This is a genomic window from Vibrio scophthalmi, from assembly GCF_040869025.1.
In the GTDB taxonomy this organism is placed as follows: Bacteria; Pseudomonadota; Gammaproteobacteria; order Enterobacterales; family Vibrionaceae; genus Vibrio; species Vibrio scophthalmi.
This window is the reverse complement of sequence record NZ_CP134271.1, coordinates 1621369-1636579: the sequence shown is the minus strand read 5'-3', so window position 1 is coordinate 1636579 and position 15211 is coordinate 1621369. Positions and strand designations below refer to the sequence as shown.

The 15211-nt window shown below is 39.3% G+C and carries 10 protein-coding genes; 4 read left to right on the top strand and 6 right to left on the bottom strand.

The genetic code is table 11. The annotated features are described in order from the left end of the window. Positions 1–3: 3 nt before the first annotated feature. The 4 genes from RJD38_RS07460 (at position 4) to RJD38_RS07445 (ending at position 7385) form a co-directional block, all read left to right on the top strand. A complete protein-coding gene (locus RJD38_RS07460) occupies positions 4–1608 on the top strand; it encodes a hypothetical protein (RefSeq protein WP_367971434.1) in 1605 nt (534 codons plus the stop codon). Further along, positions 1601–4501, top strand: coding sequence for a tyrosine-type recombinase/integrase (locus RJD38_RS07455; RefSeq protein WP_367971433.1), 2901 nt, complete (start codon positions 1601–1603; stop codon positions 4499–4501). Before RJD38_RS07460 ends, RJD38_RS07455 begins: the two co-directional genes overlap by 8 nt. After that, on the top strand, positions 4494–5798 hold the full coding sequence (locus RJD38_RS07450) for a hypothetical protein (RefSeq protein ID WP_367971432.1): 1305 nt from the start codon (positions 4494–4496) through the stop codon (positions 5796–5798). The genes RJD38_RS07455 and RJD38_RS07450 overlap by 8 nt, the downstream gene beginning before the upstream one ends. 420 nt (positions 5799–6218) lie before the next feature. Then, positions 6219–7385, top strand: coding sequence for an Arm DNA-binding domain-containing protein (locus tag RJD38_RS07445; protein ID WP_367971431.1), 1167 nt, complete (start codon positions 6219–6221; stop codon positions 7383–7385). Between the two features lie 152 nt (positions 7386–7537). Here the strand turns inward: RJD38_RS07445 and RJD38_RS07440 are convergent, their stop codons facing one another. From RJD38_RS07440 to RJD38_RS07415, 6 genes are read right to left on the bottom strand one after another with little or no spacing between them, the layout of a single operon-like run. Beyond that, positions 7538–8086 (bottom strand): sugar transferase, encoded by a 549-nt coding sequence (locus RJD38_RS07440; RefSeq protein ID WP_367971430.1) that lies wholly within the window; start codon positions 8084–8086, stop codon positions 7538–7540. Between the two features lie 9 nt (positions 8087–8095). Beyond that, positions 8096–9046 (bottom strand): UDP-glucose 4-epimerase family protein, encoded by a 951-nt coding sequence (locus tag RJD38_RS07435; protein ID WP_065429705.1) that lies wholly within the window; start codon positions 9044–9046, stop codon positions 8096–8098. After that, positions 9039–10205, bottom strand: a complete 1167-nt coding sequence (locus tag RJD38_RS07430; RefSeq protein ID WP_367971429.1) for a glycosyltransferase family 4 protein — start codon at positions 10203–10205, stop codon at positions 9039–9041. The genes RJD38_RS07435 and RJD38_RS07430 overlap by 8 nt, the downstream gene beginning before the upstream one ends. Then, on the bottom strand, positions 10202–11815 hold the full coding sequence (locus RJD38_RS07425) for a heparinase II/III family protein (RefSeq protein ID WP_367971428.1): 1614 nt from the start codon (positions 11813–11815) through the stop codon (positions 10202–10204). The genes RJD38_RS07430 and RJD38_RS07425 overlap by 4 nt, the downstream gene beginning before the upstream one ends. A 28-nt stretch (positions 11816–11843) precedes the next feature. Beyond that, positions 11844–13967 (bottom strand): bi-domain-containing oxidoreductase, encoded by a 2124-nt coding sequence (locus RJD38_RS07420; RefSeq protein WP_367971427.1) that lies wholly within the window; start codon positions 13965–13967, stop codon positions 11844–11846. A 6-nt stretch (positions 13968–13973) separates the two neighbouring features. Next, positions 13974–15206 carry a hypothetical protein gene (locus tag RJD38_RS07415; protein ID WP_367971426.1) on the bottom strand — a complete coding sequence of 411 codons (1233 nt, stop codon included), beginning with the start codon at positions 15204–15206 and terminating at the stop codon, positions 13974–13976. Between the last annotated feature and the right edge of the window lie 5 nt (positions 15207–15211).

Genomic DNA, 15211 nt, shown 5'->3' with positions numbered 1-15211 from the left:
GTCATGAGTAAACAACATACGATCGCCAAGCAGAATCGGCAACGTAATGCAGGAGGGGTTAAACCTGATGCATTCAAAATCACTGTAACGTTGGTGAAATTATTCAATCAATTTAGACGTTCAGCATTTAAAGATCTTGACCAACCGAAATTTCTGGTGGTGATTTTATATCTTTGGCTGACCAACCAGCTAGATAAAAAACGGGATACTAGAAACAATCTCCAATATAAGATCCCCGATTGTTGTAGAGTCAGCGCCAGTGATGATTGCCAAGCGCACAGCTTTAGAACAGTAAAATACGGCAGTATAACCTATGCAGAATATGCGCTCCCTTACTGTTGCAATGGTGAGATTATCTTTCTGTGGCAACCGTTACCTGAGAATTTGAATCATCTATTCCAGCCTTTTATCGCCGCGCAGCCATACAAAACACCTTGGTTAACCCAAATTGAAAAACAGCGACTCATTGAGCTATTAAGTCAAAAATGGCTAATTTCAAGTGAGCTAAAGGGCAGAGCTAGTGCGAGAAAAGATATATTTTTTCGCTACTTTGCAAATTGTACTCGTGTGGATAATAAATTATCCAGTGTTGCAAAATCTGTATTGCTGCCTGAACATCGACGCCATCATAAAAGTGCGATCGCCTACCAACAAGAAGACAGCGACAGATTAAGGTATAAAATCCTAATCGCCCAGGGTGAATATCTCGAAAGACTTTTAAGTCAGGCACGGCTTTTTAATTGGGGGCATTTGCTTTCGATTAATACCCCAAACTCAAATAGCAAAGTGGCAGCTGACAAACAAGCCAGCCCTCACCTCATCAGCAAACGGTCCGCCAGAAGTATGCCTAAAGAGTGGAAAGCACAAGGACGCATAAGCCAATTACGCCGAAAACGTAATCAACGTAATTGGACAACACAAGCAGATCAGAAGGTTTACATCGGCAGTGAACGTGGTATTGCCGAACATGAGGTAAGTCATTTTTTTAAAATACTGCATGAAGAAATATTGAGCTCAAAACCCACAGGCCATGTAAAGCTAGGTGTTTACATTGATTACTACAACCTGTGTACCTATCACCTCGCATTGTTATTCATTTTACTCACTGGCACACGTCCAACTCATGCCATATCAATAGAACGAAAACGCTGTTTTAGTCACTCCCACACCTGTGTTAGTGATAAAGGTCGATTACGCCCTATCATACTATCCGGTTACATGAGCCAACAGCTCAGCCAGTACCTAGAACTGCAAAAATCACTCATCACACACCTCCCCACATCAATCCAAAGCAACTCACTTTGGTTTCTTTATGATCACAGTGGGCAACCTAAATTACTCAATGCAAAATTATTAAGAGAGTTTATGCATGTTAGATTTCCGGGGAAAGTCCCCTACATGCTACGCCATGTCTTTGCTCAATGTGCCCTCACGAGTATTGAGCCAGTTAAACTCTCAGTCAGTCAGATTGATCGTTTAATGGGTCACTCGGAGTATGGTGAACACTTCGGTAGTGATCACCAACTCCCGGCAGGTTTAGCCCCATTAATACTCCACCTAAACAGTTTACCCACCCGCTTTAAATTAATGGAGGTTTGTTATGTCTAATAAACTACAGAATTTAAAGGCTGCAGATATCATAGAGTTTTATCTACGAAGAGGAGAATCATGCTCAGAAAAATCTGCATTACAATGGATTATTGAACATTGGACTGAACAACCTGCCGTTCAAAAGACGGTCTATGCTACAGACGCTCAGCGTCAAATCACCGAGTTTGATCTCCGTAAAATCAATAAAGAAATTGGGATTGTTCCAACAGGTAAACAAAAACTCTATCGATGTGCTCTATCCGAATTACTGTGCTATCTACACGATGAGTGTCAGTGGACTATTCCCAATAAAAAAAAATCCGTATTAGTCGACAAAGATCTACAATGGTTTGATCGCTTAAATGGGTTCGCCAGTGAAGCCTCGGCGCTCAAGCATGCCTACGAGGCGTATAAAAGTTATTTTTTAAAACATCGGCCGTTCATATCCGCTGAATTCGTTGCACTGGTTATCGCAATGGAAGTTGCACCGTTTTCTATGCAATACCTGAGCAGTATCATCAATGATCTGGATGGCATAAAAAGAATAGGAACTAACATTCATCTCGACGTGATACACCTTGGTCGTCTAAGTCGTCGACACGAAGAAACACTATTTACCCGCTATCATTTACCGCTCTTTGTCTACCATGTTCTAAAAGAGTATCAACAGCAACAATTCAAACCGACTACAGCCTACAAACTATCGCGGCAAATCAACCGATTTACCGCTGAACCGCCATTTTCACTTCCAGCACTATCATCAAGAGAGTGGTTTCGATGTTTTCAAAGCCTCTGGTATTATCGAGATAACGTAGTCCCGCAGTTTTTGAAAGACATCAGTGATCCTGAAAGGCATGTAGCGTTTAATAAACAATTGATTGACGCTAAGCAAAAACACAAAGCCCTGGCCAGCATTTATCAACGCGATTGGGATGACAAGTGGTTTGAGTCATTAAATCAACAATCAAAAAAGACGCACTGGCCAAATCGCGAATTACTGATGAACAAAATGCGTAATCGCCTTGCAGATCCCACTCCACCCGCTTGGAAGTCGCATAACATCCTGCCAACAATGCTGTATTTCTATACGTTAGAACGGATCCGTTTTGGCGGCGTCAAAAAGTCAAAATTAAGTGACGCGACACTCACAAAATATACTCGGATAGAAATATTGTTGGAATCTTACCCACTGCCTTATGATCATGCAATTGATAGTGTATTGCTGCAGCAGTGGGCTCACAGACTTTATAACTCGCTCGAAAGTGATACTCATCGACAAGTCATTCATTATTTTTATCGCTACATGTGCCAACACTCATTAACAGATCATTTTGATATATCTGAATTTGACGCACCAACAACTCGTCCGAGTGTTGACCCCTACCAAATTTCATTAACAGATTTGACAGAGATCGTTGAGTCATTACTAGCGCAACCTAAAGGCCATCTTCTACAACGTCTATTTTGTGCGGTTAGCTGCATACTCAGTTACTTTGCCATGCTACGGCGTGGAGAGATTTTACGTTTACGGATGAGTGATATTCACTTTCACCCAGAGCACAAAGAACTTTTTTATCTAACAATCACCAAAACCCAAGATGGGCAGACAAAAAATAGAAAATCAAGGACGATACATACCGTTATACCTGAAAAATTTGCAAAACTGGTACGGATCCTTATCAAGATTAAACAATCATCGGCACATAATGTGCCATTGATCAGCTTTAACAATGAAAATATCAATTCGAGGCAATTACATTATCTCCTCCCAATCACTAAAGCCCTTAAAGCTGTAGCTGGAAAAAAAGCCCGATTTCATCACCTTAGGCACGGTGGTATTCATTTGTTTCTGCTGCAAGGGCTTCACTTAGCCTATGGACTATCTGGTAATGAAACGACTCAAGAGCACACACTACAAATCCTATTAGCCCCAGAAACGATTCAATTGCGATTTAGCTACTGGTTAGAAGGTAATTCTTTTGAACAATGCAATGACAATCTTTTACTTGATGAGATAGGGCGGCAAATTGGTCATGAATATTTCGCCACAACCCGTTGGTCATACCTTCATGGTATGGACTGGTTCTACCCTTTCTATCGCCTAGGCCATGGTGAACATCAGCAACGAGACTTTTGCCACTCAGAGTTACGCTATCTATTACAGCTCTCAGCAACCTCCAATGATCTATCGCGTCAATTAGCCTCACTCAATAAGCTCTATCGAGATAGAACTGCAAGTCAGCGCCAAAAAATGCCAATTAGTCTCAGTGAGTCGATGATAAAGTCTTGGTTATTTAATCGCAAACGAGCTGATAGCAATAACCAACAAGCGTGCCCCCCTCAATTGAGCAACAATGTGAACCCATCATACGTTCAACTTTGGTTGGGCAACCTACAAGGGGTTCAATCCCCTGACTTCATCCGCTATCTATTCCTACAAATGCAAAAAGCAAGTGCTACAGACTGGGCAGCCCTAAGTCATGTTTGGCAGCATTCGGGTAAACATGCTCATCAAAAGTTTGCGAAACAACAGATCACTGCGCTCCGCAACCTGCCACTCATTGAAATCAGTACCAGTAAGCAAAGGGCAGATTATCTTCGAGTGAAGCTAGCGTGCAATGTCAAAAATGCAAAACTGATAAAAGCCACTTTTCGACAACCTCAGTGGCAGTGGCTATCACTGTCATTTGAATTGACTATCAATCGAAAAACCAACAAAGCGCGTCAATTAACTCTCCTACATCAACATTATGCCAAGCCAGGAGAGACTGTTAAATCTTCAAAACAATCAGATGGCAACAGTTTCCTTAGCATCATATTGACTGCGACATCAAACGCGAACCAGAAACTCCTGCAGCATTTCCCCACATTTTTAAATCACCTTCAAAATAGCAGAGGTACTTATGAGTAATCTTATTATCCCAACCGAAAAACTTGATTCATTTGCTGCTATGACAAAGCAATTGAATAGTACAAAATCCGACTATTGCGTTAGTGTGATCATATCGCCAAAAGACAAGGCGATAACCTGGATAGGTGGCTCATCACCGGACTATACCCTGATTACTCAGCCATTAACCACAGGGCATCGATTCAAACAGGCCGAATTCGCTTTACCAGGTGACTTTTTTAGTCAATCAATTAAATCAGTCATAGCTACGAATCAAGCACTTTCAAAACACAACAGTCACGCATTGCAATTTAAGCTAAGGTCCTCAAAAGGGTGCTACATTCAAGCTACACACATCGAAAGTCCCTTAAGCCAACGTGACCCCATGCAACCTTTATACCGGGCGCTGCGCCAGTTTGACACTCTTCCCATACACAAAAATCACATCGAATATATGGAAGCGGTGAAGCAACGTGCCTTACACCAGGTATTGACAACCGATTTAAAACAATTGAGCAAGGAGGCAGAGGAATCAACACCGTTTGAATACATACAGTTCGACGATAATGAGCAAGAGATCAGAATTCAACGTGCCGGTAAAATAACAACCAAACCTATGCCAGAAAATACTTCGTTCCCCCTTCCGATGGCATTAAATCTACCTGTGTTAACTCAACTACAACGGCTGATTAAACAGACTGATTCACCAACAATCTCTATTGCTCAAGAAGGGGAAATAGTGACCATCAGTACACCAGAAGAAACGGTCACATCTTCTATTGCAGGGCTGATTGACTTTTACAAGCGCGTGCCGGAGAAGCCAATGGTTGAAGTCGCTTTAGTAATTGATTACCTATCTCTTATCGCCGAGGTTAGATCTCATCAAAAATACAGAGAAATAAAGAAAAACCCAGAAGCTTTCATGTTGGTCCACAACAGTGAACTATTTGTCACTGCTGGATTATCCGGCAATAATCTTTGTCGACAAATATTCGGTCAGGCAGTAAAAAATAATGAAGACCACTTATATCGTTTTGATACGAAAGATCTCATTGATACTGAAAAACGTCGCAAAACTAACGGATCCCAAGTGAAATTGGTGATAACTCAGAATAAGAAAGGAGAACGATTTTTTGAATTTTACATCAATTCCAAAGAAGACCTTCCCTTTGCAAAAATCTCAATCGAAGCAGAAAGCAATAACATAGAAACTGCTATACAACTAAAACGGGACTATCTAACAGAAACACAAGCAGAAAATACTGACATACCCCAAACAGAAAAGCAGCTTGACTTGTATGGTTTTGAGGGCATGTAGCATAACTACTCTGCTGAAGAGCCCATTGCCATCAAAAGTAATGAATAGATATGTGATAACTGGACAAATATACAGTTACAGCTATAGTAATAGATGTGTTTTTAACCAATAGTCCGATTTTAACCAATATTGGTCATTAGCAATGAAGAAAATGAAAGTAACGAAATCAGTAAGCTAGGTTAGCTTTTGCTTTGAGAAAGCGTGTTTAACAAGCAAGACAGGCAGGCAAACGCGACTAACAAGCGAGAAGTAGAAACTAAGTTAACCTATAAAAAGCAGTTGGGGCAGAGTGGCGGCAACCACCCTACCCCGTACCGGCTGCGTTGACTATTAACCCACCCCAGCCGATGGGTAAATTCTAACGAATTCCATTGGTAAGGGACAGATCTATTTAACGATCTGTAATCAATGGAGGCCACTATGGCTCATATTCGCATCCGCCCCAATGGGCGTATTCAGTTCGACTTACACCTCTATGGCTGCCGTTTTCGTGAAGGCACTAAACTCATGGCCACACCTAAAAAACTCGCGACTGCCAAAGCCACCCTCAAACAAATGAATGCTGAAATTGATTTAGGCAGTTTTCAGTACCGCGATTATTTTCCAAAAAGTAAAAAAGTCGCCAAGTTTGAAAAGCTACAACGAGACAAATATCCGGACCGCCAATATCCATTTTTTGATACGTTTGCTAATCAGTGGTTCGAACGACAAAAAGCTAAATGGAAAAACAGTTACCGCGATACCGTGCGCAATACACTGGATAAATATCTTATCCCACAGTTTGGCAATACTTTGCTTAACGAAGTGACTCTATCGCAGGTTGATTATTTCCGTCAGGAATTAATGGAAGGCGAGAAAAAGGATGGTTCTCGGCTGTTATCCAATCGACGCATTAACAATATTCTGTGGCCGCTAGTGGCGATAGTGAGTCTTGCAGCAGAAGAATATAAGTTTGATTATTCATTGAGACGTTATCGCTCTCTCAAAGAAGAAAAAGCTGAATCACACCCGATGACAATTGATGAGGTACGTCAATTTTTAGCTAACGTGCCGAAACAGTGGAAGGATTACTTTATCGTTCGCTTTTGGACGGGTATGAGAAGCTGTGAAGTGCATGGATTAGAGTGGCAGCATATAGATTTTGATCACCGCTTAATCCGGATTCGACAAAACTGGGTCAATGGTGAAACATGTGATGTTAAAACGCCTAAATCGCGTAGAGAATTGAAGATGTGTGAGTCGGTGTATGAAGCATTTAAGCGGGTAAAAGATGCAAGCCAATCGGATTCAAACTTTGTGTTTATCGGACCGTCTGGCACACCATTAGAAACCCACTATGTGAGTAGAAAGCTCTGGTATCCAACGCTTAAAAAGGCAGGGTTGAAACTACGACGACCGTACGAAACACGCCATACGGCAGCCGTTTTGCATATAGCTGCACATGAGAACCCACTATATGTATCGCAAATGCTAGGACACAGTGATACAAGGCTTCTATTTGATGTGTATGCGCCTTATGTAGCTAATGCTTCAAGAACAGATGGAAAGGCTTTTGATATGTTGATGAGAGATGAAGGGCTATCTTAGGTGGAAGCGGTAGGTTATCGAGCGGATTAATCCGACACATTTTAGAATATTGAAACAAAAAAGATGCTACTCAATTAAGCTGGTAAGTAACATCTTTTCTTAAGCTATTTATATCTGGGTTGCAAGTATATGACAATCAACAAAAATACTACTTATTTTACTGCATCACCAGAACCGCTGCCTGTAACTGTCATCATAATGTACTTGAAGTAATCTTTAACAGTTAGACTATCAATCATCTGCTTGTCAGTTTCAGCTAATAAAGCTGGTGTAGACATATCAATGTTTTGAACTTGAGCTAAACCAGTAACACCTGGTAAAACATCATAAACGCCTAATGCATCACGCTCTTTAATCAATTCTTCTTGGTTAAATAAATTTGGACGTGGACCAACCAAGCTCATCTCACCTTTAACCACATTAATTAGTTGTGGTAATTCATCAATCTTAGTTTTGCGTAGAAAGTTACCTAATTTAGTAATTGAAGCATTACTCGCTAAGTGACTAGCAACTGACTTAGTTTCCACAGTCATAGTGCGAAACTTAATCAATTTAAATGGCTTTTTATTTCGGCCTACACGAGTCTGTACAAAAATCGGTGAACCAGTATCAAACATGCCGATAATAGTAACAATAAGTAAAACAGGCCAAAGCAATAACAGCCCAAAGAAGGAAGCTAAAAAATCGATAAGACGGATCATTTATATACTCTATTTATTTTTATTGAGAAGAAAATACTCTGCGGTTTCTTTAAAACCTTGCTCAAGCGTCTGTGGAGGAACCCAACCTAGCGTATCTTTAGTATGTGATATATCGACCTGTAAAGACCCTATAAGCCTATCAACGACGTCTGTCTTACCAGCCAACTTACCAACAACGCGATAGCACCATAAAGGTACAGGTAATAATCTGCTAGATTTTCCAAGTGCATGTGACATATGCTTTACCATCGAGGCTGTAGATACATCATGATCATCAGAAACTAAGAATACTTGATTTACAGCCTTTGGATGATCAACGCAGGTCATTATCAGATCAACGAGATTCCTCACTGAAACTAGACTACGCTTATTATGGTTTATGCTGCCGAATGGCAACGGTAAACCTTTCGAAACTAATTTCATTAGTGAAGCAAAATTAGCCTTAACTCCAGGCCCGTAAACTAATGTTGGTCGTATAATAACGACCTCCAACCCCGTTTCTTTAGCAAGTTGCAACAACAGTTCTTCAGCTTCCGATTTAGACTTTCCGTAAAAGTCTTCAGGCATTCTTGCATCAGCTGCAGTAAAAGGCATATTACTTAGGGTCGACTCGCCATTAACTTTGATGCTACTAACGAATATGAAGCGCTTGACACCAGCATCTATAGCTTGTTTTGCGAGGTTTAACGTAGCAAATGAATTTACTTCTCTAAATTCCGCTAGAGGATCAATTGAGGAGTCATTCATCACATGGACACGTGCAGCACAATGAATAATAACATCTACTCCATCGAGCGCATCTTTATATTCAGATGACGGACTTAACTCACCTTGGTAGAAAGTTCCAAATAGAGGTTTCCTTCTACCCAAGCATTTTATTGAGCCTGGTTGGTCCTTAAATAAGTCTAAAACATTTGAGCCCACGAACCCCGTGTAACCTGTAAGTAGAATTTTATTCATGCTTTTTACCTACAGATATTATAGATTTGGCCATTTCAGACATAATATTCGAACGCTGATATTTATTAATAAATTCACTTCTATCATGACTTTTCATATCAAGTCGATTTAACGCCTCAACTGCAGCAATAGCATTGTTTGGGTAAAACACTTCAGCATTAGGAACTTCATCACGAATAAATGACGCTGAATAACCACTAACACCAGCTAAAATCGGTTTCTCTATCGCTGCATATTCGAATATCTTCGAAGGTAGCACTTTTTCAAACGCAGGATAGTCATTAAGGTGTAAAAATAAAATATCTGCTGCTAAATACTTTTCAACCAATTCATGACGCTTAACAGGAGGAAGCAATATCACATTAGACATTCCTGCAACACTATCTCTTAGCTGTGAGTGTCTGCCCCCATCACCTATTATGGTTATTTGGTATTTCGAAGAAAGACTCTCAGCAAATGCAGGAATAATATGGTGTAGCCCTTGGCCCTCACCGCAATTTCCAGCATAAAGAATATTGACCTTGTCAGTTATTACTTTTACGCTCGATTTATCAAGCTCTAAAAACTCTTTATCGATACCATTAGTGAACCATGAATAACTAGGCTTACAAAATCTAGACCTAAAGTACTCTTCAAAGCCTTTAGACACTAAGTTAATATGCGATGCATTTTTAAAGGCGTAATCTTCAACAAGTGTTAAAAAAGGTTTAGCTACTTTTGCCAGTCTTGAAGGTAACACATCTTTAATTGTATCAACGAAGATATCTCTAATATCTAAATATAAAGGTATTTTTTTAGATTTAGCGATTCTTGCACCTAAAAAAGCGGTAAATAAACGAGAACTAGTTGCAAAAACCATATCATAATTTTCGTTGCTAACTAGCTTTTTAACTGCCTTATAATAGGCGTAGAATGATTGGATTTGATCAAGCATTCCACTTTTATGATGTGGCAGCTGAATACGCCGAATATTCACTTGCCCATCGAATTCTTTAGCTAGAGCACCTGCTTCAAATGAAGCATAACGATTAGGCATTGTAGTTATAACATCCAACTCCACACCTTTTATCTCTTTAAGCTGATTTACCAATGATGTAGTGCGAAATGATCCAGCACATAAATCTGGAGAGAAGTAGAATGAAAGTACCAGTATTTTCAAGTATTTACCTTTAAAATTCTTATCTTAGTTAGGAGCTTTTCAGAATTAAAATCTATGACAATTTTTAACGAGTTAAGACTAACACCAAAGTAAGGGTGCCAGCTACACTGTTGAGTAGTAAGGGGAGCACTACTGTTAAATTCGACAACATCACCAGAAGGTAATTTTAAACCCAATGTATAAACATCTATTTTAGTCAACTGAATATCTGGGTGTAAATGAAGGTGATACTTCCCTTTGCTGTTACCAAATAACTCATCATAAATTATTATTAAATCTTGATTCGCGGTAATTGAACGTTGGTGGAGCGTTGAAGTATTAAGCCTTTTATAACCGTCATGCTTCGCTATAATTTTTACTATATCAGGTGTTGAGCTCGCACTAACTAACGTTGCGTATGCTCTTCGTGCAACTCGAAACCCGGACCAAACTTCAGAAGAGTCGTGATCGTTAACAGTAACAGTGTTATGCGCTGCAGTTTTACGCTGTCTTAATCGCTCTTCACTTACTCCATAAAGAGATGTTCCGGAGTTAACAAACACTCGCTGCTCCCCAACAGATAGCTCAAAACTTAGAGTGTCAGCATGAGCATGCCCTGGCAAATAATCTGGCCCGACATTCGCATGGTCAAAAAACAGCCTGTACAATGGGTAATCAATACGACTATAGCCGCTAACAATGTTTGTAATTAAGTTCTTTCTCGGTAAATCCCAAGTTAACTCTAGCTTTTTTGCATAATCAAAAATTTGTAGGGGTTTAGGAGCTATACCTATAGCTGCATCATTAAAGAAACTAATTTCACCGTCATTATGCAACATTGACTCTAACCACAGCAAAGCCCGTTTAGCGTAAGCCTCCCATAATTTTTTTCTTGACAAAACGGCTTGGTTTTTACTAATACCAGCTAGTTCTATTAACTCCAATAAATCCCACAATAAAATTCCATGATACATTGGGGATAATTCGAAGTGAGAACCATCAGATAAAAACTGCTCTGGTATTTCAGCATCTAATATCTTAAGTCCTATATTTAAGTACTTATTCCCTACATCTCCCTTCAAATAACATCCAACAAATGTTAATGCTTTCGCATTAGCAAAAAGGTGGTTGCCCAAGATATGGTACTCAAGTTGTTGGGTTAGTGCCTGAGATTGTTCAACAATACTTCGTAAATATTTGCTCTCAACAGAATCAAACCTGCTAAACCATTTTACCCAATTAACTAACCTTAATGACAAAGGGTATGGCTCCCAACCATTACCACTGCATGGAGGATTTTCTTCAATCCAACGTTTTATTAAGCTCAGGTGTAAATTCTGCCTTTCTTCGAAATCAATGGCATTTAAATCATCAAAATAATGTAAGTTATACAACCATAATTTATCTTGTTGAGTATCATTCCAACAATTGGGTTCTTCAATATTAACTGTTTTATTTAAGAGTGAAACGTTACACTCATCGATTATCGACTTCGGTAATATATTTTCCCCGTTCCAGTTCCAGTCTAAACAATTAGGCGTGCTAAAAAGCTTTATTCTCGGCTTAAATAACTTATAGTAAAGACGATAATAAAACTGTTTAAATTTAAGGTGTTTAATAGTATTAAACACCTTAATTAATCTAGTTATCTGTCGCATATCATCTAGAACGTAGCGTTTCAGCTACTTTTATTGAAACTTCTGCAACTTCAACAATTTCAGAAAATTCAATAGGTGACGAAGTGCCATTTTTTATGCTTGCAATAAATTCTGCAGCACACTTGTCTTGACCTTTATCTTGTGAGCGCGATTTTAATTTCGAAAACCCCTTCCAATCAAAGCCTATTAGCTCCCTAAAATTATCAAGATGAAGCACTGCATCATTTGCAAAGACCTCAATACGTTCTTTAGGGAATGCCTTACCGCCATTAGCAAAATAATGAATAGTGCCAATAGAACCATCTTCAAACGACAGTGTAATAGACGCTTTATCCTCTTTGACAGCAACACCAGGAGCATCCCCCATGCTCATCGCGCTAAATCCAGTAATTTTGCAACCTGCTAAGTGTCGCATCAGGTCTATATAATGACATGCCTCTCCAATAATGCGTCCACCTCCGACTTCAGGATCCTGTGTCCAATGATCCGAAGGAATGTCACCGGCATTCATCGTCATGATAAACGTTTTTGGTACTTTAACTGAATCAAGTAAAGACTTCATTTTAATAATATGAGGAGAAAAACGACGATTGTAACCAACCATAATATTAGGTTTTAAAGCCGCGCTATTATATGCTTCAACTATGTCGTCTAACTCAAGTTGATTTAACGCTAACGGTTTTTCAACAAAAACGTGTTTGCCTGACTTAATAGAATCAATGGTTTGTTCAGCATGAAGATTATGCTGAGTAACTATAACCACAGTGTTAACTGTTTCGTCTTTTAGAACTTCATTAAAATCCGTTGATGCCTTTATAAACCCCTGTTTATTACCATGATGTACAGCACTAACCCCTGAACTTGTCACTACTGTGTCTAATCTCGCTCCCGCTGATTTAAAAGCAGGCATCAAAATTCGGGAAGCATAGTTGCCCGCACCTAAAAATGCACATATAGCATCACCTGGCTTGTGACCTTCTTTAGATGAAAGTGAAACACTTCTGTTTACTAATTTTTCAGAACCACCATTAGGATAATCTAACACAATACCTAATGATGTCTTATCGTCTAAAGCTTTGTAAGCCTCAATAGCATCCTCAATAGAGAATCTATGAGTTATTAGCGATTTACAATCTAATGCTCCACTAGACATCATATCCAATACAGCTTCGAAGTTACGTTGCTCCGTCCAGCGGACAAAGCCTACAGGATAATCATTCCCTTTATCTTCATAATCAGAATCATATCGTCCCGGTCCATAAGAGCAAGACACTTGGAAAGTCAATTCCTTTGCAAAAAAGTCTGCTCTTGAAATCTCCTGCCCGATAACTCCGACTAATACAATACGGCCACGTTGACGACACATTGCTGCAGCCTGACTCAATGGCTCACTACTTTTTGTAGACGCAGTAATAATTACGCCATCAACTCCACGCCCTCTAGAGAAAGCTTCGGCAGCTTTAACTGGATCTTGTCCTTTAGACAAATCAACGGTATCTGCCCCAAACTTTTCCGCCAGCTCACATTTAGCGGAATCGAAATCGATACCTAATACACGGCAACCGTTTGCTCGTAATAGCTGCACGGTAATTAAACCGATTAAACCTAACCCCGTTACAACAATACATTCACCAAGGGTTGGTTGGATGAGACGAACCCCCTGTAAGCCAATTGAACCTAGAACCGTAAACGACGCTGATTCATCATCAACATTATCAGGTATTTTGGCGCAAAGATTTTTAGGAACTCGAACCACTTCAGCATGGTTACCGTTAGAAATAACACGAGTACCGATTTCAAATGAAGTGCTACCGGAGTCTATTACCTTACCAACATTACAATAGCCAAGGGGTAAAGGTTGGTCTAACTTAGACTTAACTGCATCAATTGTTGTCATTAAACCATCGGTTCTGACCTTATTGAGTACCATTTTCACTTTATCTGGCTGCTGGCGAGCCTTGTCAATAAAGTTGGCTTTACCAAAGTCAATCAACATCCGCTCAGTACCTGCTGAGACTAAAGTTTTAGAAGTGGATATTAACAAATTATTCTTTTTTACTTGAGGACATGGAACATCTACAACCGAAGTCTCGCCGTTCGCCATATTTTGCAATATTTGTTTCATAAATATTTAACTTATAAGTAAAGGGACTTTCCCAGATGGTGTTTTGAATGGGGAATCAGTAATTTCAATATCGAAAATTATGTCAACATTAGATGTATCGAACATATCTATACTTACTTTAGATTTCGAAGATACATAAAGCGTTGCAACCCCCCTACTTGATTGTTTAACTTGCAGGAAATCAATCTGATCAAATGCTTCATGATGCCGACCAAAAATAAGAGCTGTTAGACTTATTGGATTCCCTTGTTTATCTAAAATAATATCTCCAACGCGACCCGATGCTATTTTAAAGGACTCTAGAATTCCAGACTGATGCTTCAAATCATTAATTCTGTCACCAGTATCATATCTTATAAAAGGGGAGTTAAAATTATAATAACTCGTACCAACAAGTCTCGATTCTCCGCCTCTGCAATCAACGGCTTCAGTAAAACCGTATGTTTGGAATGGATAATATCTAAAAGCCTCGTTATTTTCAAAAGCCAGTATAGCCATCTCACTATGACCATACCAAGACAAAGTCGGTACTTTGAGAACTCGCTCAATTAAATTTCTATATTTTGTAGCTGGGTATTCTGAACCAAAGAAGACACCTTGCAATTTGTTATTAAATAACTCTCCCGAATCTATTGAATGCTCGTCTAAAAATTTACAAAAAGCATAAATTGAGCTAGGGTATCCATGCAGATATTTTATATCCTTTTTAGCTGTTAACAACTCAATAGAATCAACTAACAAATCAATACTTACATAAGCGTCAACTACATACTCGTTATGAATAACATTATACTGTAACGGAGTACCATTGTTATTTTTCCCTCTAAAAGTTAACTTTGCATCTAAATAAGAGTACCCGAGCTTAGACCATATTTTATGCATATAGGCCCATTCACGCGAGAATGAATTCTTATCCAAAAAGAAAGCTAGCGGTTCACCTGACGTACCTCCAGTATTTACCTTAAATGGTGAGCCGGAAGAACTACTTCTAGCATCTAAGTCAAACGCCTTTAAATCAGCTTTGGTTACAATAGGAACATCATAAAAATCCGACAACCTTGTGAAACTTGCAGGGTTATAACCTTTAGAGTCGTAAAACTGTTTATAAAATGTATTATTTGAATAGGCAAAGTTTAGAATAGTTTTAAGCCTTTCGAAATGAAAAGTTTCCTTTTCTTTGTCAGAAAAAAATTCATACTTGGAGGCTAGTTCAGCGTGTTCTTGATAGGTTTTCCCCAACCTTA

What these genes read in the sequence shown, in the direction of transcription:
- RJD38_RS07460 (WP_367971434.1), top strand. Translation starts at nt 4, where the DNA reads ATGAGTAAACAACATACGATCGCCAAGCAGAATCGGCAACGTAATGCA.
- RJD38_RS07455 (WP_367971433.1), top strand. Translation starts at nt 1,601, where the DNA reads ATGTCTAATAAACTACAGAATTTAAAGGCTGCAGATATCATAGAGTTT.
- RJD38_RS07450 (WP_367971432.1), top strand. Translation starts at nt 4,494, where the DNA reads ATGAGTAATCTTATTATCCCAACCGAAAAACTTGATTCATTTGCTGCT.
- RJD38_RS07445 (WP_367971431.1), top strand. Translation starts at nt 6,219, where the DNA reads ATGGCTCATATTCGCATCCGCCCCAATGGGCGTATTCAGTTCGACTTA.
- RJD38_RS07440 (WP_367971430.1), bottom strand. Translation starts at nt 8,086, where the DNA reads ATGATCCGTCTTATCGATTTTTTAGCTTCCTTCTTTGGGCTGTTATTG.
- RJD38_RS07435 (WP_065429705.1), bottom strand. Translation starts at nt 9,046, where the DNA reads ATGAATAAAATTCTACTTACAGGTTACACGGGGTTCGTGGGCTCAAAT.
- RJD38_RS07420 (WP_367971427.1), bottom strand. Translation starts at nt 13,967, where the DNA reads ATGAAACAAATATTGCAAAATATGGCGAACGGCGAGACTTCGGTTGTA.